This is a genomic window from Fibrella aestuarina BUZ 2, assembly GCF_000331105.1.
GTDB lineage: Bacteria > Bacteroidota > Bacteroidia > Cytophagales > Spirosomataceae > Fibrella > Fibrella aestuarina.
The window spans coordinates 5,467,448-5,492,616 of sequence record NC_020054.1 but is presented as its reverse complement, the minus strand read 5'-3'; the positions used below and the strand labels follow the sequence as shown (position 1 = coordinate 5,492,616).

Genomic DNA, 25,169 nt, shown 5'->3' with positions numbered 1-25,169 from the left:
AGTGCTTTTTTTGTGTTGTACCAGATAGAGCCAGGAAGAGTGGATGTTTCCAAAAAGGCGTAGGGACGAGCGTACGTCAAGCTAGTCGTTAATGGTCCTTGCTAAGCCATTCATACACAGACTCACTTCACTATGTGGCGATTTGCCTCGGGAACAGGGGCGGTTTGTTGCTGGCTTGAGCGTATTTTACGAGTTAAAACGAAATAAAAATGCCATCGGGAGTATTCGCCGTCTTAGATGATATAGCGGCTTTAATGGATGATGTTGCGCTGGCAACAAAAGTAGCCACGCGCAAAACCGCCGGTATCTTGGGCGATGATCTGGCCGTAAATGCCGAGAAAGCAACGGGCTTTCTGGCCGACCGGGAACTGCCCATCCTTTGGTCAATCACCAAAGGATCATTCGTCAACAAGCTGATCATCGTGCCCGTTGCGCTGCTGCTCAATGCGTTTCTCCCCGCTGCTATTACCTGGATTCTGCTGGCTGGGGGCTGTTATCTGGCGTATGAAGGGGCCGAAAAGATCGTCCATTTCCTGGCTGAACGAGTGGGTAAGAAACCGCACGCGGCCGCCCCGGCTCAGGCGGAAAAGCCAGCCTCCGGTGAGGAGAAGGATAAAGTAAAATCGGCCATTACGACCGATTTCATCCTGTCGGTGGAAATTGTCATCATCGCGCTGGGGGCTGTGGCCGAAGAAGAGCTGTCGGTACAGATTGTGACCGTGTCGGTCGTGGCGCTGTTGGCCACGGTCGGGGTCTATGGCTTTGTCGCGCTGATTGTCCGAATGGACGATGCCGGCTATAGGCTAATGAAGGGGTCGGCGGAGAACAGCCTCTTGTCGACGATTGGTCGCGGGCTGGTGGGTGCGCTGCCCGTCGTCATTCGGGTTTTGGGCGTGGTAGGTACGTTGGCCCTTTTGCTGGTAGCCGGTGGCATATTCGTGCATAACATACATTACCTGCACGAGCTTCTTCCGAACGTACCTGCGTCGCTCAAAGAGTTTGCCATTGGTCTGGCTGTCGGCTTGATCATCGTCGGAGTACTGGCCTTATTCCAGAAAGTTCGGCGGACACCCCACCCAGCGCTACCAGACGAACAATCGGCCAATACCGTCGATAAGAGCGAACGTACCCTGTAAGGAAACCGCGCTACGAAACCGCTTGACAGCGGGTACGTACGCCCGAACCGCACCTGAGTCATAAAAAACGGCCGACTTGCTACGTTTTCGTGTGCAGGTCGGCCGTTTTTACGCTTTGACGAATGGCAACTATCGCTACTAATTCACGACGTTAATCCGGTAGAAGAAGGGCGAGCTGTAGAAGGCACCACCGGTGATATTGGCGCCCGTATTGGCCGCCGTAAACGTTTTACCGTTGGTCAGCTTCATGGTGCCGTTGACCTCGAAGCGGTCGCCGTTGGTGATGTCGGCGGCGGTCAGTTTGGTGGCTGTCAGGGCCTCGGTACCCGTCACCGCAATGGTGGCGCGTGGGTAGCCGGTCGTGGCATCTTTCGTGAAGGCCGATGCCGGAATCGACTTCAGGGCTACCGTCGTTGAGGGCGTCGTGCCGTTGGCGGGCGTCGCATCCACAAACCTGATTGTCAGGTCGTAGGTGGCAAACAACGCACCCTGGTTGGGCGTGACGGCCTCGGCCACAAACTCCATTTTGGTGCCGCCCAAATTGGCTTTGCTCACGCTGAACGTGGAATTGCCAACGGGGTAAGGTGTCACGGTGCGGATGTAGCCCCCGTTCTCGATGTCGGCCGGTTCGATCCGGCTGACCATGTCTGTTTTGCAGCTTAGCGAGCCCATACCCAGCAGCGCCAGCATTAGATACTGTTTCATCACAACTTACGTTTTGTGGGAATTGATGCGTTTACAACAGAAACCGGCTGCTTATTTGAGGATGCCGGCGGCGTTATTGTCCCAGAAGACGGGCACCGTCAGGCTTGCTTTCTGCTTCGCATTGGCATTCCGGATGATGTAGGTCGACGGGTAGTAGTAGGACCGGGGGAACGAGCCGGGGCTCGCGTCGAGCGCCGGTTGCTGATTCGACGGCTTGCCCGTGCGGCGGTACAGGTTGTATGACTCGATGCCGTTGCCATACAGCGCCAGCCAGTATTCCGTCGCAATAATGTTCAGCTTGGCGTCAGTGGTTGCGGCAGCGTCGTAATCGGCTAGGACTTTCGTCACGTACTTGGTCACCTGATCGGCCCACACGACGTTGTTGGCGGCTTCGTAGGTGCTGATCTTCCCGCTTTCGATCGTCCCCAGTGCCATCGCCCGTACGTCGGCCATCGACTTTTCAATCGCTGACTTGAGCAGGTCTTTGGCCACGCCGTTGGTACCCAGCGTCAGGGCCGATTCGGCCAGCATGAAATCAACAAACGAGCGCATAAGGATGGGGTGAAGGCCCGCGCCACCGGCTCCGGCTCCCAGCGAAACCGGCACGCCTGCGTCATTGTCATACAGGCCGCCCGCCGGATAAACGCCCCAGGCCGTGCGGAGCAGGCCATCGGGTGGAATGCCCTCGTTGTTGAGGTGATCGCGGCCCCAGTACCCCACGTTGGTAGGCAGACAGAACACGTCGGCATCGGTGTAGTGGGCGGGTTTCGAGTTGGTGATGCAGCGCAACGCGTTCACGTCGGTCGGGTTTTTCACCGTTTGCCGGTAAAAGTAATAGCGCATGCGGGGGTCCTGGAAGCCCTTCGACGAATACAACGTACCCATGTAGGAATTCGACTGGTAGTCGCCGCCGCCGGTGGGGGAGTATTGGCCGGCATAGCGCGGGTGGCGCGTATCGGGGTTGGTCAGGTTCGAGCCAAATTTGAACGCAAAGTTCTGAGTGGCGGTCGAGATCAGTTTGTTCCCGGCGATCAGGGCGTTGATGGCCGTGGTAGCGCCGGCTTTATCGATCAGGCGCCGATTGAGGTACGCCTTCAGCTTGAGCGAATTGGCCACCCGGGTCCAGCTGTCGGCGTTGCCACCGTAGATCAGGTCGCTGGTCGCGCCCGATTTCGACGTAGCCGCGAAGTTGGCAATGGCCTTGTCGAGTTCGGCGAGGGCCGCTTCATAAATGCTCTGCGCGGGGTCGACGGCCGGGTTGAAATTGGCGGCGTCGATGGCCTGCGAATAAGGTACGTCGCCGAACCCATCCACCAGATTGAGCAGCACCGAGGCCCGCAACGTACGGGCAATACCGGCGTGCACAAACAACTCGCTCGATTCAGCCAGCGGAATCAGCGTCTTCACGTCGGTCATCAGGCCGGCGTAGGCGGTTTCCCAGGCTCCGTCGAAGTTACCGGGCGACACGGCGTTGTCATAAATGGCCGCTCCCTGGTTCAGCATGCGCGTCAGGCGCATCCCCGGATCGCTCATCTGGTTGAAGTGCGTCCGGTAGCTTAGCTCAATCGAGTTGAGCAGGTAATTGATGTCGGTGTTGTTGGTCGTTACGGCATTCGGATTGTCGAGCAAATCCAGCTTGCAGGAACTGACCGCACCCACACACAGCAGGAGTAGTAAGGCGCTTAACTTCTTGATCATTATCGTCAGCTTTTGAAATAAGGAATGTGAATGCGCGCGGGCGTTGGCACCGGCGCCTCGTTTTGCCTTATGGTTAGAAGGTAATCTTTAGCGTGCCGCCCAGACGCCGGGCGCTGGGGCCCGTCAGGAATTCGAAGCCGATGCCCGTGCCTACACCCAGCCCGAGGTTATCGGTGTCGAAGTTGAGTTCTTTGGGGAAATACAGCGCCCGGTACCAGAGGTTGTTGCCGAAGAAGGTGAGCGAGGCACCCTTGATCGCCATCTTGCTCAGCAGCGTTTTGGGCAGCTGATACGACAGCGATACTTCCTGCAACCGGATCGTCGACCCGTCGAACATGCGACCCTCGTCGCCGAAGAAGTAGTAGTTGTTAAAGTAGAAGTCCGACGCCGTAACCTGAATGTCGTTGGGGGTGCCGTCGGAGTTTTTCACGCCGGGCAGGACGATCGTCTGTGACCGGTCGTTGCCACCCAGATTGCCGTTGGCCGTGTTGACCAGACCGCGACCCAGCAGGGCACCCGCCGTCGACGAGTACATAACCCCGCCATGCCGGTACGCGATCATTACGTTAAGCGAGAAGTTTTTGTAGCGGAATTCGTTGATCAGGCTCGACGTGAACGCCGGGTTGGGATTACCCAGTACCACCGGCGAGGTCGTAGCCAGCAGATACCCCTGCCCGTCGATGAGGTATTGGCCCTGGTCGTTGCGCCGGAAACCCGTGCCTTTAATGACGTTAAAGGGCTGCCCAACCACGGCGTAGTTGCCCAGCGTGCCCCCAAAGCCCGCGATCTGCACTTCCTGAAGCGTACCACCCAGATCAAGCACCTTGGGTACGTTGCGCGAGAACACGCCGGTCACGTCCCACGAGAAACCATTGCGCTTGATGGCGGTGCCCGACAGGCTCACTTCGATCCCCTCGTTGCGGATTTTGCCGATGTTAATCGTCGTGGCGGTGTAGCCCGTCGAGGCGTCGAGGGGGGTGCGGGTAATCAGGTCGCGGGTAGTGCGCTGGTAGCCCGTGATGTCGAAGCTAAGCCGGTTATTGAACAGGCGCCCTTCAAGGCCCAGTTCGATCTCGGTATGTAACTCGGGCTTCAGGTTCGGGTTGCCCAGGGTGTTGTCGACCGAGTGGGTCTGCACGGTAGCGCCCGACGAGTTGAGCCAGCCTCTGGCGCTCTGATTCAAGACGTTACGCGTGCTGTACGGGTTGGGAAAGCCCGCCGACGTACCGATGCCCGCCCGGACTTTCAGGAAGCTGAGCACGCTGTTGCCCTGTAGACTGCTGATGGCCGACGTGGGTACAAACGAGACACTGGCCGAGGGGTAAAAGATCTGGCGGTTGGCGATTTCTACCGTCGAGGTCCAGTCGTTGCGGGCGGCCAGGTTCAGAAACAGGTAATCGTTGATGTCGGCCGTGAGTTCGCCAAATACCCCGATGCGCGTCTGCTCGACTTCGCCGTTCGACGCCACGTTGTCGATGAAATTGCTGTGGCGGAACAGGTTGCGGGCCAGCTGATTCTGGCTCGTTACGAAGATAGAACCAGACCGGTCGTTACGCATGTTACCACCGATCCGGCCCGAGAGCGTGAAGCGGTCGGCCAGGGGTTTGGTGTAAGACAGAATCACGCTGTTATCCCAGATCGTGTTCTTGATGTCGTAGGTGTTGTAAAACCCATTGACGAAGTCGACCCCACCCTTGTTGAATTTATACTCCTGGTTTTCGGTGTAGGTATCGAGGCCCACCTTATACAGCAGCACCAGATCCCGGGCGATGTCATACGTCAGGTTGGTCGTGGTAAAGAAGCGGTTGACCACACCCGTCGTTTTATAATTGGCCAGAATCCAGCGCGGGTTCGGAATGTCGTTGCCGGAGCGGAAATACACCGTGCCGCCGTCGACCGGGTTTTCATACGGCCAGTTCATCAGATCGACCTGCCGGGGTGTGAACAACACGTTGGCTAGCACCGATGGGAAACCGCCCAGCGAGTTGTTACCCTGCCCTGCATTGAGTGGCGGCGAATACTGGTCCGTGTTGGCGTAGTTGAATGAGGTGCTGATGCTCAGCTTTTTGGTCAACTGCGCCCGGATGCCCGCCCCGATGTTGAGGCGTTTCAGGCCGTTTTCGGGGATATACCCCTGTTCGTTATTATAGCCCACCGAGAGGTTATAGCCAACTCGCTCACTGCCGCCCGACAGATTGATCGAGCTGTTGGAGATAAGCCCGGTTCGGAAAAAGTCCTTCACGTTGTCGGGGAAGACCTGCATTTTATACGGACTTACCGACGCCACGTACGGGGCCATCGCCGACCGCAGCGCCGCATTGGTCAGAAACGCATACGGGTGATTGGTCAATGCCGTGTTGGTATTCTGCGACGGGTAGGCGGCGGCTTCGGCGAGGGTGGGGCCGAAGTTGCTGAAGAAGTACCCCAGGTTCTGCTGGAATCCCCCAACATAGTCGTTCTGGTACGTAGGCAGGTTGGCCGTGTTGGCGAAGACAGACTGGGTCAGCGTGATTTCGGTAGGCCGGGCCTTCTTGCTGCCGTTTTTGGTCGTCACCAGAATCACCCCGTTTCGGCCCTGATCGCCATACGTAACGGTAGCGGCCAGCCCCTTTAACACGCTGATATTCTCGATGTTATTGGGGTCGAGGTCCAGAAATCGGCTGGAGGCTGATTGGCCCCCGCCCGTAAACCCATCGCGGGAGTTGGTACTGGAATTGAACGGCACGCCATCGACGACAAACAACGGTTGGGTTGAGCCCGTAATCGACGAAAAACCGCGGATGTTGATACTCGTTCCCGTGCCCGAAACCCCCGATGTAGCCGTAATGTTAACCCCCGGAATTTTGCCCTGCAGGACCCGGCCCACATCGGCTTGTGGTCGGTCTTCCAGCAGCTTGTTATCCAACGTGGTGACGGCGTAACCCAGCGCTTTCTTCTCGCGGACAATGCCCTGAGCGGTCACGACCACTTCCTGAAGGCTCTTGGTGTCGGCAGCCAGCGTAATGTTCACCTGGGTGCGGTTGCCAATCTCCACTTCCTGGGTAACTGTCCCCACAAAACTGACAACCAGTGTGCCACCACTCGCCGGTATGGCAATCGAGTAGGCCCCATCAACGTCGGTGTTGGCGCCTTTCGTGGTACCTTTTAAGACAACCGAAGCGCCCGGGATCGGGCTTCCGTCTTCGGCGGCTGTAACCCTTCCTTTAAGGGTTCGTTCCTGAGCCCAGCAGGGATCCCAGAATGAGCATACCATGAGTATACTCATCAGTAGACTTCTTACCATAGAACAGATTAAATTCGGATTATAAGTGAGGTTAACTACCGTCAAATATATGGTGTTATAATATGTTAGCAATATTCATTTTTATGAAATTTTATGCCAATACTATCACTTAATACAGAATATTATATTGAAAAAAAGACGATAGATCGGTTATTATACTTGTTGGGTAATTAGATTAATAAACAATTAAATAAGTACAAAAGAATAAGTATTTTATCATAGTGTTTATTGTCGATTACTGCTGCCGGTGAAGGTGTTTTCTAGTTACAAAAAACGCCCTCTCCATGTAAGTTGAAGAGGGCGCTTTGTCGACCGGAAGGGTTGGGGGCGGCTAGGGTTTCAGATCGTAGAACCGCCACGACGTTTTAAAGTCTTTGGGCAGCTTCTGGTTGGTCAGAATGGCGCGGATCATCTCCACCGGCATGGCGTTGATCTGTAGTACGGCGTCATGAAACTGCTTGTGGGTCATGCGGCCACTGTCGACGAGTTCCTTTTTGAGGGCCAGAAACTGAAACCCGCCCGTCATGTACGCCAGCTGATACAGCGGCGGGTACCCCCCGATGAACGACCGCCGCACTTCCCCCTCGGCATTGGCCCGCTCGTGCCCAACCCGGTCGACGAGGAAGTCGATGCACTGCTGCGGGCCCCACTTGCCCAGGTGATAATTGAGCGAAAAGATGATCCGAGCGCAGCGGTGCATTCGCCAGAACAGCATCCCGATGCGGTCTTCGGGTGACTGCGGAAACCCCTGATCCCAGAGGAGCATTTCCCAGTAGAGTGCCCAGCCTTCGGTCCAGAAGGGGGTGTCGAAATTGCGGTAGATCTTATAGCGGTTGTTCATGAACCCCTGCAAATGGTGGCCCGCAATGAGTTCGTGGTGCACGGTCGCCCGCGAAAAATGGGGGTTGTTGCCGCGCATACTCATCAGCTTGTCGGGGTGTTTCATGCCCTCGGTGGGGTACGAAATCTGGATCACCTCGCCACCCAGAAAGAAGGGGTTAACCAGCTGCCGCTCGGGCGACATCATGCTCATGCGCCAGGTTTCTTCGGCAATGGGCGGGATGGTGATCAGGTTTTTGGCTTTCAAAAACGCGACCGACTCGTTCAACAGCCGCAGGATTAACTCGGGCTGACGGCCCTCAGGTACGTAGCTGTTTTTGACTTTTTCCTGCGCCGCCTTCCAGTTGTCGCCGAAACCCATCTCGCGTGATGCCTTCAACAGCTCGCGGTCGCACCAGGCAAACTCCTTGTTGGCGATCTCGATCAACTCCTCGGGCGAGTACGGAATCAGTTCGACCTGCAACTGCCGCAGCAGTTCGTCGCGCCCAACGGCCACGCCCGTAATGCCGCTGCCATCATCCTTGACCGGGGCGGCGTCACGGCTTTTCTTGCGGAAAAAGGCAGTGTAGGCCGTCAGCAGGCTGTCGGTTTTCTGGTAAGGCTGCGGAATCCACCACGAAAACCCGGGCTCGTAGTGGTTGTAAAAGGTATACACGCTTTTAAGCCCCGACTGCAACCCCTCGGCAGTCGAGATGGCGCGCATCAACAGGGCCGGGTTCAGGTTGGTTTCTTTCGATAGTGCGCTTTGCAACTGACCGATCTGCTGACTCATGTTCGTCAGGTTCTGGGCGAATTGCTGCGGGTTGAGCACATGCCCGCGCCGCCGCCGCTTTTCCACCGCGTAAACCGAATCGGCAAAGGGAAACCAGGCGTTGATCTGCTCCCGCTCGGTTGCTTCCGCCGCGAGCTTGCCTAACTGCTGCTGTAGATCGCGCCGAAACAAGAGGTAGTCGACCCGGCTGTCGGTGGTCATGCGGTTGAAATCGAGCTGTTCCAGCCGGTTGAGGTAGTCGGTATGAAATTGCTGGAAACGTACCCGGCGCTCGGGCGACCCCGCTACGGTGTAAAACCGGCTCAGACTGCCCCAATCGGCGTAGTACTGCGTCAGCAAATGATGCACATCGCTGCTCTGCGGATTAACATCAGCCAGTGGATTCGTTCGTGACTGCGCCCGGCTCGGAAGCCCATCCGCGAATACCAGAACAAAACAAAGCAGTGTCGTGAAGGCGTAGGGGGTTCGCATACAAGCAGGTGGTTGGTAGGTGAATAGCGGTACGGTATCGATAGACTAGGGTGCGGCGGGAGCCGGGGCGGGCCAGGCAGGCGGGTTGACGCCCAGGAGATGGCGGACGAAAAAGTCGCGACGTTTGCGCTCGCCGAAGTCTCCTCCCGACGAGTGACCAACCCCCGGCAGCACCACCAGCTCAAAATCTTTCTGGGCTTTGATGAGCGCATCGGCCACCTGCATGGTCGAGGCGGGGTCGACGTTATCATCGACTTCGCCCACCAGCAGCATCAGTTTCCCCTGTAGTTTGTGGGCGTTCGTGACGTTCGAGCATTCGGCATAGTGGGGGCCGATGGGGTAGCCCATCCACTGCTCGTTCCACCACATCTTGTCCATGCGGTTGTCGTGGCACCCGCACGACGAAACCCCCACTTTGTAAAAGTCGGGGTGGAAAAGCAAGGCCCCGGCCGCGCTCTGCCCACCCGCCGACGTCCCGTAGATGCCCACATGGTTCAGGTCGAGCGAGGGGTATTTCCGGGCGGCGGCCTGTAGCCATAGGATCCGGTCGGGGAAGCCCGCGTCTTTCAGGTTTTTCCAGCACACGTCGTGGAAGGCTTTCGAGCGGTTCGACGTACCCATGCCATCGATCTGCACGACCACAAAGCCCAGTTCGGCCAGTTCGTGCATGGCAAAGGCGTTGGCCATGAACGTCTTGGGAACAAACGACCCGTGCGGTCCGGCGTAGATGTTTTCAATGACGGGGTACGTTCGGGTCGAATCGAAATTGGTGGGCCGGATGATGACGCCCCAGATGTCGGTCTTACCGTCGCGTCCTTTGGCCGTAAACACCTCGGGTGCTTTCCAGCCCGCCTGCTGCCAGTCGGTGAGGTCGGCTTTTTCCAGCTCCATCAGCACCGACCCGTCTTTGGCGCTACGCAGCACGGTCGTCGGCGGCAGGTCGACGCGCGAGTAGGTGTCAGTAAAATACTGAAAATCAGGCGAAAAGCGCGCGACGTGGTTGGCGTTCTCTGCCGTCAGCGCGGTGAGGTCCGTCCCGTCGAACTTAACGCGATAATACTGAATCAAATACGGGTCCTGCCCCGGCTGTTTGCCACTCGCCGCAAACAGAATCGTGCGGGTGGGCTCATCGACGTGCACTACCTCGCGTACCACCCACTCGCCTTTGGTGATCTGTTTTTTCACCAGGCCCGATGGGCCGTCATAGAGGTACAGGTGGTTCCAGCCGTCACGTTCCGACGCCCAGACCAGCTCCTTGCCGTCGGCCACGTCGTAGCGGAACCGCTTGCCGCTGTAGTCGATAAAGGTTTTGCTCTGTTCCTCGATCAACGTCCTGACGGCGCCCGTACTGGCGTTTACTTCCAGCACGCGGTACAGCTGATGCCCCCGTTGGTTGTATTCAACCGTGAAGGCGCGGCTATCGGCCCGCCAGTTCAGGTTCGAGAGGCTGAACTGCTGGTTAAACAGCGCGTCGGACACCGGAAGGTGCTGTTTGCTCTCAACCAGAAAGAGTTGTGGCCGCCGCGCGGGCAACGCATCGCCGGGCTTGAGGTACTCGCGGTTTTCGAGGCGGGGCTGCAACTGATCGGTCGGCGACGAGCGGACGAAGTGAATCAGGTGCTTTTCGGCGGGGCGCAGTTTGGTGGCGACCAGCTTTTTCGAGTCGGGTGCCCACTGGATGCTGTTGGCGTAGTAATCGCCCGCCGACCCGTCGAAACTCAGCTGGCTCTCGGCACCCGTTTGCCGGGATTTGATGTATACGTTGTAGTTTTTGACGTAGGCGGTCCAGTTGCTGTCGGGCGACGTAACCGTTCGTTTGGCGGTTTCGTCGCGGCCTTCGCCCCAATAGCGGCGGTCGTTTACTTCGGCCGTAAAGGGCCCTTTCTTCCGAAACGCCACCGATCCCGGCCCATATTGCCAGACCGACCCTTCGGCCACAAACTCGACGCTTTCGTCGTCTTTACCGAAGGTGATGGTGTTGAACGGAAGTTTGTAGGGGTCGAGCGTTTTACCGGTGGCTTCGGCTAGTTTCTGCGCGACCTGCTGCGCGTCGAAAGCGGGTTGCCGGGTCCGTTTGGCGGCGTCGACGACGATAAACTCGCTTCCTTTGCGGGTGCGGGTCAGATACCAGAACCGGTTGCTTTTGGGTAGCCAGTTGATGGCCGTCGGGGCGTTGTAGAGTTTGTCGCGCAGTTTTTCCTTCAGGGCCTCACTGCGTTTGTAATCACTGGCGGTGCCCTGTGCCAGCATTTCGCTACCGGCTAGCAGCAAGATAAAGGCCCAACTACGGCCTGGTTTAATGCGTAAACGTAGGTCGATGCGTGGTTTCATAACGCGGTTTAGTTAGCCATAAATCGGTGGGTACGTTGCCGCACCCGTTTAGCAGCAGGCCTCTTCGGCGGGCTATTTCACCGGAAGGGGCGGGGGCATTAGTCTGGTTGCCGGATGAGCCAGTAATAGATGGGTATACCGGCCAGGATAATGCCCAGTCCCGGCAGGGTATACTTGGTTTCGAAAAACAACAGCAATACCGCCAGCGCGAGGGCGATCACCACATACACGGCGGGCAAATAGGGGTAACCGGGCGCTTTGTAGGGCCGGGGTAAATCGGGTTGGAGCCGACGCAGGCGGTAGATGCCCAGAATAGTCAGGATGTAGAAAATCAATACGCCAAAAATGACCAGTGCCAGCAAGTTGTTGTATTCGCCGGTGAGGCACAACACGCTGGCCCACAGGCACTGCATCCAGAGGCTATAGCCAGGTACGTCGTTTTGGTTGAGTTGCCCTGCTTTCCGGAAAAACAGCCCGTCTTTGGCCATGATGTAATACACCCGAGCGCCCGACAGAATCAGCCCGTTGTTGCAGCCGAAGGTTGAAATCATGACCATGAGCGCGATGATGATGGTGCCGCTGTTGCCAAAGATGTAGTCGGCCGCCACCACGCCCACTCGGTCACTCGGCGCAAAGGCGATGTCGTTGAGCGGCACCACGGCGAGGTACATCAGGTTGGTCAGCACGTAGATGACCGTCACGACCAACGTACCCAGCACAAGGCTGAGGCCGATGTTGCGTTCGGGCCGTTTTACCTCCCCGGCAATCGAGGTGATGCTGTGCCACGAGTCGCTCGAAAACAGCGTGCCTTTCATGGCGATGGCAATGGCGCCGAACGCCCCCAGGGCAGATAAGGTGGTGTAGGAAAGGGCGTCCCCGTTTTTGGTCAGGCTGGCCAGGTGCCAGGCGTTTTGCCAGTTGGCGTTCCAGACGTCGGCCTTCGCGCCCCAGATAAACCCGCAGATGATGAGACCAAAGAGCGACAGCAACTTCACGATCGTGAGAAACGTTTGCAGCGCCGCACCCTCTTTCACGCCCCGGCTGTTGACGTAGGTGAGCAGCACGATCACGAAAATCGACACCAGCTGCGCCGCCGACAGCCGGAAGAAGCCCAAATCGAGCAGGAAATTGGTGTCGCTGAAGGCGGGAATGAGGTAGGCCGTGAATTTGGCAAAGGCCACGCCCACGGCCGCGATGGTGCCGGTCTGGATGACGGCAAAAAACGACCAGCCATACAGAAACCCGACCAGCGGGTTGTAGGCCTCGCGCAGGTAGACGTACTGACCACCCGCGCGGGGAAACATGGCCGCCAGTTCGCCATAACTCACGGCGGCAATGACCGTCACCAACCCCGCCAGCAGCCACATGGCAAGCATCCAGCCCGCCCCGCCCACGCTGCGGGTCACTTCGGCCGCGACGATAAAGATCCCCGACCCAATCATGGAACCGGCCACAATCATCGTCGCGTCGAGCAGGCCCAGCCGGGCTACGAACTCGTTAACAGGTTTGGTGGCTGTTTCCATGGGTTGGCAAGACGAGGATGGTTACAATTGGGTATAGTCAGGCAGTAAACCCGACGGACACAGTACAGGCCGGACGAGTCGGGTAGATCGTTGGCGGGGCTGGCGAAAGAGGTCGTTTTCAGAATAAACTACGGCCAGTTTCGGCTCGTGCCAAAGAACCTGAAAGCAATAAAGTGAATTCAGGCTGCATTCAATGGGCTTGTTTATGCACTTGTTAAAAAAGTATCAGCACTCGCGAACTACAGCATAAAAACGGCCTGCCTGCCACTGTACCTTCGTTGTGTTCCAGCCCTGAACTAGCTTATTTGAGCCGTTTTGGTGGTATTTTGCCCTTGATTGCCATTGCCTATTGCCGCCGAAAACCGATCCGGCTTTGTTGCGGGCACCGGGCTTCAGCCGGAATGCTTACCCGATCGCTAATACTATTTTACTGCGCTAAGCCTGTCTTTTATATGCGTACTCATGTGTTCACGATACTGCTCTCCCTGGCCTGTCTGGGCCTGATGGGCGCGGGCTACGGCCAGTCGGCCGGGGCCGGGCTGAAAGCCGGTGGCGACTACCCCATCCAGCCGGTGCCGTTCACCGCCGTCCGGGTGACCGACCAGTTCTGGGCGCCGCGCATCCGGCTCAACCACGAGGTGACCATCCCAATTGCGCTGAAGCATTGCTACAGCACGGGTCGGGTCGACAACTTTCTGGTGGCGGGGCATCTGAAAGCCGGCACCAAGTTCTGCACCGAGTACCCGTTTGACGACACCGACATTTACAAGATCATCGAAGGTGCTAGCTATTCGCTGCAAACCTTCCCCGACAAACTACTCGACGCGCGCATCGACTCGCTCATTGGGTACGTTGCCAGCGCGCAGGAGCCCGACGGTTACCTCTACACGGCCCGCACCATCGACCCGGCGCACCCGCACCCCTGGGCGGGTCTGAAACGCTGGGAGAAAGAATCGGACCTGAGCCACGAACTCTACAACAGCGGCCACCTGTTTGAAGCGGCCGTAGCGCACTACCAGGCTACGGGCAAAAAAACGCTGCTGAATGTCGCCCTCAAAAACGCCGATTTGCTGGTGCGCGACTTTGGCCCCGGTAAACTGAGCTACGCCCCCGGTCACCAGGTTGTGGAAATGGGGCTGGTGAAACTGTACCGCACGACGGGCCGGAAAGCCTACCTCGATTTGGCGAAGTTTCTGCTCGACGTGCGCGGCAAGGGACAGGAATACAGCCAGGACCACAAGCCCGTCACGCAGCAGACCGAAGCCGTCGGGCACTCGGTCAGGGCGACGTACATGTATTCGGGCATGGCCGACGTGGCGGCCATCACCGGCGACAAAGCCTACGTGACGGCGATGGACCGGATCTGGCACGACGTGGTCGACGGCAAGTATTACATCACGGGCGGGATTGGCGCCGAAGGGGGCCACGAAGGCTTCGGCCCGGCCTATAACCTGCCCAATATGTCGGCCTACAACGAAACCTGCGCCGCCATCGGCACGATCTACTGGAATCAGCGGCTGTTTCTGCTCCACGGCGACGCCCGTTTCTACGACGTGCTCGAACGGACGCTCTACAACGGGATGCTGTCGGGCGTATCGCTGAGCGGCGACCGGTTTTTTTACCCCAATCCGCTGCAATCGCAGGGGCAACACGCGCGCTCGGCCTGGTTTGGCTGCGCCTGCTGCCCCAGCAATGTGTGCCGGTTCATTCCGTCGATGCCCGGGTACGTCTACGCGCAGCGCGGCAACCGGCTCTACGCCAATCTGTTCGTGAACAGCACGGCCAACGTTACCCTCAACGGTACGGCGATCCGCGTCGCGCAAGCAACCACGTACCCGTGGTCGGGCGACATCGCCTTTACGCTGAATCCCGCCAAAGCCAAAGCGTTTGAACTGGCCCTCCGCATTCCGGGCTGGGCGCAGAATCAGCCGGTGCCAGGTACGTTGTACCGCTTCGCCGATCAGCGAAATAGCCCGGTCGAGATTACAATCAATGGTAAAAAAGCGGCCTACACGCTTGATAACGGCTATGCGGTGCTGCAACAGACCTGGAAACCGGGCGATGTGGTGCGGCTGTCGCTGCCGATGGACGTGCGCCGGGTCGAAGCCAACGAGCAGGTGAAAGCCGATCAGGACAAGGTGGCGTTGCAGCGTGGCCCGATCGTGTACTGCGCCGAGTGGCCCGACGCCCCCGACGGACACGTACTCGACTACATCCTGCCCGATCAGAGCCAACTGGAGGCGCGTTTCAACCCGGCATTGTTTGGCGGGGCCGACATCCTGACCGCCGAAGCCGCCAAGGTGAAGCGCACGAGCACGGGCGATTTCGAGACAAGCCCGGCCCGGCTGATGGCCATTCCGTACTACGCCTGGGCCAACCGGGGAAGCGGCGAAATGGCCGTCTGGCTGGCAACCAAACCCACCGCCGCCAAGCCGACCCCCGCCCCCACGATTGCGTCGACCAGCAAAATCTCGGCCTCGCTGGCAACCAAGGCGTTGGCGGCCCTGAACGATCAGGATACGCCGAAGCACTCCAACGACCACGACAACATCTACTACCACTGGTGGCCCAAAAAAGACACGACGCAGTGGGTGCAGTACACGTTTGCCAAACCCGCCACGGTGTCGTCGGCCAACGTGTACTGGTTCGACGATGGCCCCTGGGGTGGTTGCCGGATACCCGCCTCGTGGAAGCTGCTGTACCAAACCGCGGACGGCGACTGGCAGGAAGTGAAAACGAAAACGCCTTACCCGATTAGCAAAGATGCCTACAACGAGGTCACCTTCGAACCGGTGCAGACCGGTGCCCTGCGTATGCTGGTGCAACTCCCGAAAGACGCGTCGAGCGGGATACTGGAATGGAGTGTGGGGGGAAAGAGTGAATGAGTGAAAGAGTGACTGGATGCGTGGGTGCGTGGTGTCAGGTTCCCGACCTGACATGCCCTGAGTCCTCGAATCAATGTTGGCAAATGCAATCGCCATCGGGCGAAAACTGGTTGACGTCTGGTGGGTCTACCATTGACTTGTACGAAAACGATGAGACTTCTCTTTTTAACCGGCGTGCTATGCCTGGCGCACTTGGCAACGGCGCAAACGTACCTGCCTGAACAGAACGACGCCCGGATGCGGGTAAAAACGGCGGTGCCGATCCGGGCCTATGCCTTTCCGCTCAGTGCGGTCAAGCTGCTCGACAGCCCGTTTAAAACGGCGATGGAAGCCGACACCCGTTTCCTGCTCAACCTCCAGCCCGACCGGCTGCTGGCTCAGTTCAGGGCGCACGCGGGCCTCGCGCCGAAGGCCGCCAAATACGGTGGCTGGGAGTCGTCGGGGCTGGCGGGGCATTCGTTGGGGCATTACCTGTCGGCGCTGGCCCTGCAGTACGCCGCCACCAACGACCCCGAGTACCTGAAACGGGTCAATTACATCGTCGACGAACTGGCCGACTGCCAGCGGGCGCGCAAAACGGGCTACGTGGGGGCCATTCCGCGCGAAGACACGGTGTTTGCCGAAGTGGCGCAGGGAAACATCCGCTCGCGGGGCTTCGACCTCAACGGCGCCTGGTCGCCCTGGTACACGGTGCACAAGGTCATGGCGGGCCTGCTCGATGCCTACCTGTATGCCCATAACGACAAGGCGCTCGCCGTTACCGTCGGGATGGCCGACTGGACGGGCGAGACGCTGAAAAACCTCACTGACGAGCAAGTTCAGAAGATGTTGCTTTGCGAATATGGCGGCATGAACGACGTGCTGGCCAACATCTACGCGCTGACGGGCAACAAAAAATACCTCGACCTGTCGTACAAATTCCACGACCGGGTGGTGCTCGATTCGCTGGCGCACCAGAAAGACATCCTGCCCGGTCGGCACGCCAACACGCAGGTGCCCAAGCTGATCGGCACGATCCGGCGCTACGAACTGACGGGTAGCCAACCCGATTTGGCCATGTCGGATTTCTTCTGGAAGACGGTCGTCAACCACCACACCTACGCGCCCGGCGGCAACAGCAATTACGAATACCTGAGCACGCCCGATCAGTTGACCGATAAGCTGACCGACAACACGATGGAGACCTGCAACACGCACAACATGCTGAAACTGACCCGGCATCTGTTTGCATTGCAGCCCAACGCCGCCTACATGGACTACTACGAACGGGCGCTGTACAACCACATTCTGGCGTCGCAGCACCACAAAACGGGCATGGTCTGCTACTTTGTGCCGCTGCGGATGGGCACGCGCAAGCACTTCAGCGATGAGGAAGAAGACTTTACCTGCTGCGTGGGCACCGGCATGGAAAACCACGTCAAATACGGCGAAAGCATCTTTTTCAAAGGAGCCGACCAGAGCCTGTTCGTCAACCTGTTCATCCCGTCGGAATTGAACTGGGCCGAGAAAGGGCTGCGCCTGACCCTGAACGCCAACCTCCCCGCCGACCCGACCGTGCGGCTGACGGTGCAGGCCGACAAGCCCACGAAACTGCCCATCCGCCTGCGGAAACCATATTGGCTCGCCGGGCCGATGCAGGTACGTGTTAACGGTAAAGCGGCGACCAGCACCGTGCAGGATGGTTACGTGGTGATCGACCAACGCTGGAAAACGGGTGATGTCGTTGAGCTAACGTTACCCGCCTCGCTGCGGGCGATGCCGATGCCCGATAACATAGCCCGACAGGCCTTCTTCTACGGCCCGGTCTTGCTGGCGGGCGATTTGGGTACCACCGAACCCGACCCGATGCAGGGCGTGCCGGTATTCGTGACCAGCAACGCCGACCCGAACGCATGGATCAAGTCTGCCGCGCAGCCGCTCACCTTCACGACGGCGCAGACCGGCACCCGGACGTCCGTTTCGCTCCGCCCGTTCTACGACGTGCAGGATACCTACTACACGGTGTATTGGGACGTGTTTACCCCCGACACCTGGAAAAAACAGCAGGCGGTTTACGAACAAAAACGCCGCGAAGCCGCCGATCTGGACCGGCGCACGGTCGATCTGCTGCGGCTGGGCGAGATGCAACCCGAACGCGACCATAACGTAACGGGCGACAAGCTGGAAGCGGGCGAGGCCCATACCCGCAAGTTTCGGGTAGCGACCGATGGCGGCGCCCTGAGTTTCACGATGAAAACCGACCCTGCCGCCCGCAATACGCTGATCGGGACGTATTGGGGCATGGACAACCGGGGGCGCCAATTCGACGTGCTGGTCGACGGAACGGTAATCGCGAGCGAAGACCTGAACAAATACAAGGAAAGCCGTTTCTACGACATCCCGTACCCAATCCCGGCGGCGCTGACCACCGGCAAAACCTCCGTGACGATCCGGCTACAGGCCAAGCCGGGCAATGCGGCGGGGCCAGTCTACGGCGTTCGGCTCGTCCGGGAATAGCCAATTTCGCTACAAGCAAAAAGCCGCCAGGTACGTTACCCGGCGGCTTTTTGTCTGGTTAAACGAGCCAGTTTCTAGGTACTCAGCACCACGGCACCCTGTGGGTAATCGACGTCGGGGCTGTCTTCCGCTGACACAAAAATGCGCGTTGGTTTGGTTGTAACGGTGGTGTGTAGCTCAGCTTTCAGCGCCTTGGAGAAAAGCCCGGTGCCGGTGTTGATCCGGCCTAATTTCTTGGGCGAGCTATTGCCGTCACTTTCCATCCAGACCACATAGGCGCTTTTGGCCGGGCTGAGCTTCTCGGGTTCGGCCAGATTAAAGATCCGTATGTCGATGGCGTAGTTCTGGTTTCGGTCTTTCCGTACTTTGATCTCACCCGTTGCCGACGGTACGATGGTCGACGTGTTGAACTTCATGTTCGGGGTACACGAGCTGCCCGCCAGTGCAATCAGGAGGACAAGGCTCAGGGCGCGAATCGTTTTCATAAGTTGCTGTTGTATCAGTTTCATTGATTTAACTGGTTCGGCCCGGCGGATGTTTGGCGGATCAGGTATGTACCTGAGGCATACGTAAGTGGCGGCGCCTGTCGGTAATTCAGGTACGTACTTGGTTTACGCGCATGAAATAGCCCCCAACGCCATACATCGGCTGATGCACGGCATTGGGGGCCGGGGTTACATTGATCAGTTGGAGTTAATTCGTTCGTTTCCCGTCGACCAGTCGCCAGATGTGCAGCGGGTTGCTGGCCTTCAGTTCGTCGGGCAGGAGTGCATCGGGGAAATTCTGGTAGCAGACGGGGCGGGCAAAGCGCACGATGGCATTGGTACCCACCGAGGTCGACCGTGAATCGGTGGTGGCGGGGTAGGGGCCACCGTGATGCATGGCGTGGCTCACTTCAACGCCCGTTGGGAAGCCATTGATCAGCAGGCGACCAACCTTCTGCTCCAGAATGGCGAGCAAGTCGGCGTAATCGGCCAGTTCGGCGTCGGTGCCAAAAACGGTGGCGGTCAGGTGGCCTTCCAGCCCACGCGCCACCGCCAGCAGTTGCTCGCGGTCGTTGGCTTGCACGATCACGCTGCTTGGACCAAAGACTTCCTCCGCAATCGCCGGGTTGGCCAGTACGGCGTCGGCGGTTGTCGTCAGCAGCGTCGGCGTGCCGTTGGCAAAGCTATCGGCGGGGTTGGCCTGCGCCAGCACCTGAATGCCCGCCGTCTGGCTCAGCTTGTCGATACCCTTCGTGAACGCCTGAAAAATGCCCTTGGTGAGCATCGTCGCGGGCGCCAGTTGCCCAACGGCCTTGCCCGATTCCTCTACGAAGGTGTCGGCTTCGGGGGCCCGCTGCACCACCGACAGGCCGGGGTTCGTACAGAACTGCCCCACGCCCAGCGTCACCGACCCAACGTACTGCTGGGCCAGTGCGGCGCCTTTTTCTTTCAGAATGCCCGGCAGGAAGAAGACCGGGTTGGTGCTGCCCATCTCGGCGTAAACCGGAATGGGTTCGGGGCGGCGGGCGGCGGCGTCGAATAAGGCCCGGCCACCGCGTAAGGAGCCCGTAAACCCAACGGCTTTGATGGCCGGGTGCTCCACGATGGCCATGCCGACGGCCGTGGTGCGGCCGTGAATCAGCGCGAACGTACCGGCGGGCATACCCGAAGCCGCCACGGCCCGCTCAATGGCTTCGCCAACGAGCTGCGACGTACCTGGATGGGCTGGGTGCGCTTTGACCACAACGGGGCAACCGGCCGCCAGCGCCGAGGCCGTATCACCACCCGCTACCGAAAAGGCCAGCGGGAAATTACTCGCGCCAAACACGCCAACAGGTCCCAGCGGGCGCAGCATCTGCCTCAGGTCGGGGCGGGGGAGGGGTTGCCGGTCGGGCAGGGCCGTGTCGATGCGGGCGTCGACCCACGAGCCGTCGCGCAGGTACTCGGCAAACAGCCGGAGTTGCCCCGTCGTGCGGCCGCGTTCGCCCGTCAGGCGAGCCAGTGGCAGACCCGATTCGGCCTGCGCCCGCGTGAGCAGCTCGTCGCCCAGTGCTTCGATTTCGGCCGCAATGGCCTCCAGAAAACGCGCTTTTTCGGCACCTGATTTCTGGCGGTACGTAGCAAAAGCAACGGCGGCCTGCTCACAGGCCTGCGCTACCTCATCGACGGTAGCTTCGGAGAAAAAACCGGGCAGGGCTTCGCCGGTAGCGGGGTTGATACCCTGAAACATATCGGTTGCTGGTTGTGCGTCTGTCATATGCGGTAAGGTTGGTTAGGCAACGCCATACGTGCGTCGTCGCGTTCACCGGATAGGGGAGTTGCGTTAAAACCGGTCCGGGCTGAAGGCGGAAATGTCCAGGCTGTTGACGCTGTCGGCGGCTACCTCACTCACCAGTTTGCCCGTAGCCGGCCCCAGACTCAGGCCCATCATCCCGTGCCCCGTGGCGAGCACCACGTTGTCGTACCGGTTGGTGCGGCCAATATACGGCAAACCATCGGGCGAGCAGGGACGCAGCCCCCGCCAAACGCGCTCCACCGGTGGCAGATCGACCGGAATATCGGGGTAATAATTATTGATCGACTGCACGATGCCGCGCACCCGGCTCATGTTGACGGTCATGTCGGTACCAGCCACTTCGAGTGTGCCCGCAAAACGAAGGTCGGCGCCCATCGGGGTGGCGGTGGCGCGCGCTTCCAGCATGATCGCCGGAATACGCACGTTGTTGACCAGGTTGCGGACCATGAAACTATAGCCCTTGCCGCCCTGCAACGACAGGTCGAGGCCCAGTTGTCGGGCGAGTTCAGGCGACCACGCGCCGCCCGCGATCACCACCTTGTCGACCTCGTAGGTGCCCTGCGCCGTCTGGACCGACCGGATGTGAGTCCCTGTCTTGCCGAAGCCGGTGACGGTGGCGTTTTCGACGAGCGTGACGCCTTCGCGCCGCAGGTACGTGACCAACGAGCTGATCAGCTCGTTGGGATTGAGGTGGGCGTCGCCGGGGTAAAAGACACCGCCCCGCACGTCGACGCGGGTGTTGGGTTCCCGGTCCTGCACCTGCTGCCCGTTGAGCTGCACCGCCTCGATGCCCGCCTGGTTGGCTACGTCGGCTTCCTCGGCCATTTCGTGCTCGGCGGCGGCGGTTTTGTACAGCATAAACAGGCCCCGTTCCTGCCATTCGAATTCCAGATCGCCGTTGGCGGCCAGGTCCTGATACAGCGTTTTGCTCAGCAGGCTCAGGTCGCGCAGTACCGGAATGGACCGCTGCACGTGGGCATCGTTGGCGTGGCGATAAAACAGCCAGCCCCACCGGGCCAGATCGAGGTTCAGGCGGGGTTTGACGTAGAACGGGCTGGTCGATTTAAGCATCCAGCGCATGCCCTTGGCAATCATGCCCGGCTGCGCCAGCGGAATAATGTGGCTGGGCACGATCATGCCGGCGTTGCCAAAGGAACAACCATCAGCAATGGGGTTCTGGTCAAACAGCGTCACCGTATGCCCGGCTTTGTGCAGGTAATAGGCCGAACACAGCCCGATAATACCGCCACCTACGATACCAATGTGCATAAGAAAAAAACGAATGAGTGGAAGGGTGAATGCGTGTAAGCGTGAATGAGTGAAGAGGCGCATTTCCTGGCCGCGCCACTCGTTCGCCCTTTCACTCTTTAAATAACCTGAAACCCATGTACGTAGGGGTCGGCTTCGTCCAGAATCAGGTGGTTGTAGCCATGAATCCGCGCCCAGCCTTCAATGCTCGGTACAATGGCCGGTTGGCCCGCCAGTTCGGTTTCGGCTTCGATGCGGCCGTTGAAAATGGAGCCGATGATGCTTTCGTGCACGAACACGTCGCCCGGTTTTAGCAGGCCTTTGGCGTAGCGTTGGGCCATCCGCGCCGACGTACCTGTGCCGCAGGGCGAGCGGTCGATGGCCTTGTCGCCGTAAAACACGGCATTGCGGGCGGTCGAGCTGTCCAGCAGCGGTTTGCCAGTCCACAGGATATGGCTCAGACCGTTGATCGTCGGGTTCTCGGGATGCACAAACGTGTATTGCTCGTTCATCCGTTGCCGCATCACCCGCGCCCAGCCAATCAGTTGCTCGGCGTTGTAGTGTTCCAGGCCGGGGAAATTGGGCTGCGGATCAACGATGGCGTAGAAGTTTCCTCCGTAGGCCACGTCGACGGTCAACGTACCCAGATCGGGGCAGTCAACGGTCAGGTTTTCGGCGGCGAGGTACGACTTGATGTTCGTGATCTTCACCGACGTCACTTTGGAGCCATCCATCACATATTCGGCCCGGACGAGCCCGGCGGGGACTTCCAGCAGCAGCACGCCCGGCGTTTTGGGCCGGATCAGGTTGCGCTCGATCGCTACCGTGACCGTGCCGATGGTGCCGTGGCCGCACATGGGCAGGCAACCCGACGTTTCGATAAACAGCACGCCCGCGTCGTTGGCCGGGTCGATGGGTGGGTACAGAATACTGCCCGACATCATGTCGTGGCCGCGCGGCTCAAACATCAGCCCCGTCCGAATCCAGTCGAATTCGCGCAGGAAATGCTGCCGTTTTTCGCTCATCGAAGCACCCTGCAAAAAGGGAATGCTCCCACCCGTGACTACCCGCACGGGGTTGCCACAGGTGTGCGCATCGATGCAGAAAAAGTGGTATTCAGCCATACCTAGTTAATGAATACAGCCGGGTTCAAGGTCGTCAGGGCGGGGTTAAGCGGGGCTGAAGCGCCCGGTTCGGCCACGGGTTTACCGGTCGCCAGCATGGGCCGCTTGGCCATAGCCGTTTCGATGATGCTGAGCACCTGCTCGCGTTCGGCGCCGACCAGCGGGAGGCGGGGCGCACGCACGTGTTCCGAGCCGATGCCCGTAGCCTGGGCCGCCAGCTTGATGTATTGCACCAGTTTGGGGTGAATGTCGAGTTCGAGCAGGGGCATAAACCAACGGTAGATGTCGAGTGCTTCGGCTACCTGACCCGCTTTAGCCAGGTTGTAAATCGCCATCGTTTCGGCGGGGAAGGCATCAACAAGGCCACCAACCCAACCATCGCAACCCAGCAACAGGGCTTCCAGCGCCAGCGTATCCACGCCGCCCATCAGCTTGAAGCGGTCGCCAAAGGCGTTGCGCATCCGGGTGATGTTGGTGAGGTCGCGGGTCGATTCCTTCACCGCCTGAATGTTGGGCAGTTCGGCCAGTTCCTCAAACATCGCCACCGTGGTCATGATCTTGTAATCATACGGGTTGTTGTAGATCATGATCGGCAGGGAAGTTTCCTTCGCTACGGCTTTGAAGAACGTCACGGTCTCGCGGGCATCGGCGGGGTAGCGCATGGGGGGCAGCAGCATCAGCCCGTCGGCCCCGTTGGCTTCAGCCTCCTGCGCGCAGAGGATAGCCTGCCGGGTAGCCTGCTCGGCGATGTTGATCAGCACAGGTACGTTGCCTTCGCATACTGCCAGTGCTGATTGCAGCAGTTCGATTTTTTCCTGATTCTGCAATGTACTGGCTTCGCCCAGTGAGCCACCGATGATGAAGCCGTGCACGCCGGCGTCCAGCTGCGCATGGAGGTTTTTTTCGAACAGGGGCAGATCAAGCTGGTCGTCGGCCGTAAACGGGGTCAGTAGCGCGGGATAGACACCTTCCCAACGGGTTGTAACGTTCATAGCGATAAGGGGTATGATTGGCGTTGCTAGTATACTGTAAAGGTACCGGCCCAATTGACCCCTCGTTTGCTACCGATTCATAAACAATGGTATTATATTCACTACTTTGTGGGTGAATGAAGGTAGACTCGTAAAAAATGTATTGATGAAGCCGCTATTATTTAAAGTACTGGCTAGCGACGATCGGTCGTTTCGGGTTGAGCAGGATAGCTTCCCCCACTTCTACAAACTGCTGCATTTTCACCCGGAAATCCAGCTGACGCTCATTCAGGAAGGGGAGGGGACGTTGATCGTGGGCGACAAGATCGATCGGTTTGCGCCCAACGACGTGTTGCTGCTCGGGGCTAATCTGCCGCACGTGCTGCGCAGCGATCCCGGCTACTTTCTGCCCGATTCGTCGATGCGGTCTATTGCCATTTCGGCCCTGTTCCGGCCCGACGAGGTGGAAAAAACGGTGCTGAATGCCCCCGAAACCCGGCATCTGCAACAACTGCTGACCGAGGCGCAGCACGGCATTCGGTTTCGGTGCCGCGAGGGCCACCCCCTGCCCGATCAGTTCAGGAAACTGCCCACGCAGCGCCCCTTTGAGCAACTGGTTACGCTGCTGACGATTCTGGATTTTCTGGCGACGACGGCCAGCCGGGAGGTGCTGTCGGTGACGGCCTTTACGCGGCCTCAGCGCCCCGAAGACCAGCAGCGGCTGGAACGGGTTTTCTCCTTTATTCTGGAACAATACCACACGCCCATCGCGCTCGACGACGTGGCCAGCGTGGCGAACCTAACGCCCGGTGCGTTTTGCCGGTTCTTCCGGCAACACACCCGCAAAACGTTTTCGACGCTGCTCAACGAGGTGCGGGTCGAGCACGCCTGCCGCTACCTACGCGAATCGAAAGAAACCATCAGCCAAATTGCGTTTTCGTGCGGCTATACTAACCTGTCGAACTTTAACCGGCAGTTCAAACGAACCACCGGCATGTCGCCCGGCACCTATATCCGGCAATACAACAACCTGAACGGGTAACGCAAGGGCGCGAAACAGCCAGTCGGTCACCCGACAATGGTGCCTGACTGACGGGCTGTTTAATAGGGTGCGATCTCGCCGTTGGCGCGGATCGTGAATTCGTCGTCAAAGTCGATCGTGACCACTGTAACGTCCCGAATGCCAGGGTACGCTTGTAGGAACCGTTGCGTCGACTTGTCTTCGCTGCTGTTCAGATAGGCTTTTCGGATGGGCCGGGGCGAGATCGACTTGTAGCCTGTGACGATAACCAGCGTGTTGTTGGCCATAAAAAAAATGGTAAGGGATGTTTGGTTAAGATGGAGACAGAGGCACTAACGTCAGCCTACCGGGCAGGGACGTACTCAGCGCCAGCGGCTGCGGATCG

At 58.9% G+C, this 25,169-nt stretch carries 16 protein-coding genes; 4 read left to right on the top strand and 12 right to left on the bottom strand.

The features are described 5' to 3' along the window. Positions 1-209: 209 nt before the first annotated feature. Positions 210-1,136, top strand: coding sequence for a DUF808 domain-containing protein (locus tag FAES_RS22695; protein WP_015333529.1), 927 nt, complete (start codon positions 210-212; stop codon positions 1,134-1,136). A 138-nt stretch (positions 1,137-1,274) separates the two neighbouring features. Here the strand turns inward: FAES_RS22695 and FAES_RS22690 are convergent, their stop codons facing one another. From FAES_RS22690 to FAES_RS22665, 6 genes are all read right to left on the bottom strand, one after another. Next, on the bottom strand, positions 1,275-1,841 hold the full coding sequence (locus tag FAES_RS22690) for a hypothetical protein (RefSeq protein WP_015333528.1): 567 nt from the start codon (positions 1,839-1,841) through the stop codon (positions 1,275-1,277). Positions 1,842-1,892: 51 nt separating this feature from the next. Further along, on the bottom strand, positions 1,893-3,539 hold the full coding sequence (locus FAES_RS22685) for a SusD/RagB family nutrient-binding outer membrane lipoprotein (protein WP_015333527.1): 1,647 nt from the start codon (positions 3,537-3,539) through the stop codon (positions 1,893-1,895). 73 nt (positions 3,540-3,612) lie between these two features. Further along, positions 3,613-6,822 (bottom strand): SusC/RagA family TonB-linked outer membrane protein, encoded by a 3,210-nt coding sequence (locus FAES_RS22680; RefSeq protein ID WP_015333526.1) that lies wholly within the window; start codon positions 6,820-6,822, stop codon positions 3,613-3,615. Positions 6,823-7,153: 331 nt separating this feature from the next. After that, complete coding sequence (locus FAES_RS22675; RefSeq protein ID WP_015333525.1) at positions 7,154-8,905, bottom strand: DUF885 family protein; 1,752 nt, start codon at positions 8,903-8,905, stop codon at positions 7,154-7,156. Between the two features lie 45 nt (positions 8,906-8,950). Then, positions 8,951-11,236 (bottom strand): S9 family peptidase, encoded by a 2,286-nt coding sequence (locus FAES_RS22670; RefSeq protein ID WP_015333524.1) that lies wholly within the window; start codon positions 11,234-11,236, stop codon positions 8,951-8,953. Positions 11,237-11,334: 98 nt separating this feature from the next. Further along, positions 11,335-12,759 carry an APC family permease gene (locus tag FAES_RS22665; RefSeq protein ID WP_015333523.1) on the bottom strand — a complete coding sequence of 475 codons (1,425 nt, stop codon included), beginning with the start codon at positions 12,757-12,759 and terminating at the stop codon, positions 11,335-11,337. 452 nt (positions 12,760-13,211) lie between these two features. Between FAES_RS22665 and FAES_RS22660 the strand changes: the two genes are divergently transcribed. Then, positions 13,212-15,644: a glycoside hydrolase family 127 protein gene (locus FAES_RS22660; protein ID WP_041258303.1), complete on the top strand. Its 2,433-nt coding sequence runs from the start codon at positions 13,212-13,214 to the stop codon at positions 15,642-15,644. A 150-nt stretch (positions 15,645-15,794) separates the two neighbouring features. Then, complete coding sequence (locus FAES_RS22655) at positions 15,795-18,140, top strand: beta-L-arabinofuranosidase domain-containing protein (RefSeq protein WP_015333521.1); 2,346 nt, start codon at positions 15,795-15,797, stop codon at positions 18,138-18,140. Positions 18,141-18,214: 74 nt separating this feature from the next. Here FAES_RS22655 and FAES_RS22650 read toward each other — a convergent pair whose 3' ends face one another. The 5 genes from FAES_RS22650 to FAES_RS22630 form a co-directional block, all read right to left on the bottom strand. Further along, positions 18,215-18,625 (bottom strand): hypothetical protein, encoded by a 411-nt coding sequence (locus FAES_RS22650; RefSeq protein ID WP_041259368.1) that lies wholly within the window; start codon positions 18,623-18,625, stop codon positions 18,215-18,217. A gap of 208 nt (positions 18,626-18,833) precedes the next feature. Beyond that, positions 18,834-20,381, bottom strand: a complete 1,548-nt coding sequence (locus FAES_RS22645; RefSeq protein ID WP_015333519.1) for an aldehyde dehydrogenase (NADP(+)) — start codon at positions 20,379-20,381, stop codon at positions 18,834-18,836. A 66-nt stretch (positions 20,382-20,447) separates the two neighbouring features. Further along, positions 20,448-21,689: an NAD(P)/FAD-dependent oxidoreductase gene (locus FAES_RS22640; protein ID WP_041258302.1), complete on the bottom strand. Its 1,242-nt coding sequence runs from the start codon at positions 21,687-21,689 to the stop codon at positions 20,448-20,450. A 98-nt stretch (positions 21,690-21,787) separates the two neighbouring features. Beyond that, positions 21,788-22,792, bottom strand: coding sequence for a 4-hydroxyproline epimerase (locus FAES_RS22635; protein ID WP_015333517.1), 1,005 nt, complete (start codon positions 22,790-22,792; stop codon positions 21,788-21,790). 2 nt (positions 22,793-22,794) lie between these two features. Continuing rightward, the gene (locus tag FAES_RS22630) at positions 22,795-23,784 is read right to left on the bottom strand and encodes a dihydrodipicolinate synthase family protein (RefSeq protein ID WP_015333516.1); all 990 of its coding nucleotides are present in this window, start codon (positions 23,782-23,784) and stop codon (positions 22,795-22,797) included. Positions 23,785-23,929: 145 nt separating this feature from the next. On the opposite strand from FAES_RS22630, the gene FAES_RS22625 reads away from it, so the two are divergent. Continuing rightward, entirely contained in the window at positions 23,930-24,805 is an 876-nt protein-coding gene (locus FAES_RS22625) for an AraC family transcriptional regulator (RefSeq protein WP_015333515.1), read from the top strand. Positions 24,806-24,864: 59 nt separating this feature from the next. Here the strand turns inward: FAES_RS22625 and FAES_RS22620 are convergent, their stop codons facing one another. Next, on the bottom strand, positions 24,865-25,071 hold the full coding sequence (locus FAES_RS22620; protein WP_015333514.1) for a hypothetical protein: 207 nt from the start codon (positions 25,069-25,071) through the stop codon (positions 24,865-24,867). Between the last annotated feature and the right edge of the window lie 98 nt (positions 25,072-25,169).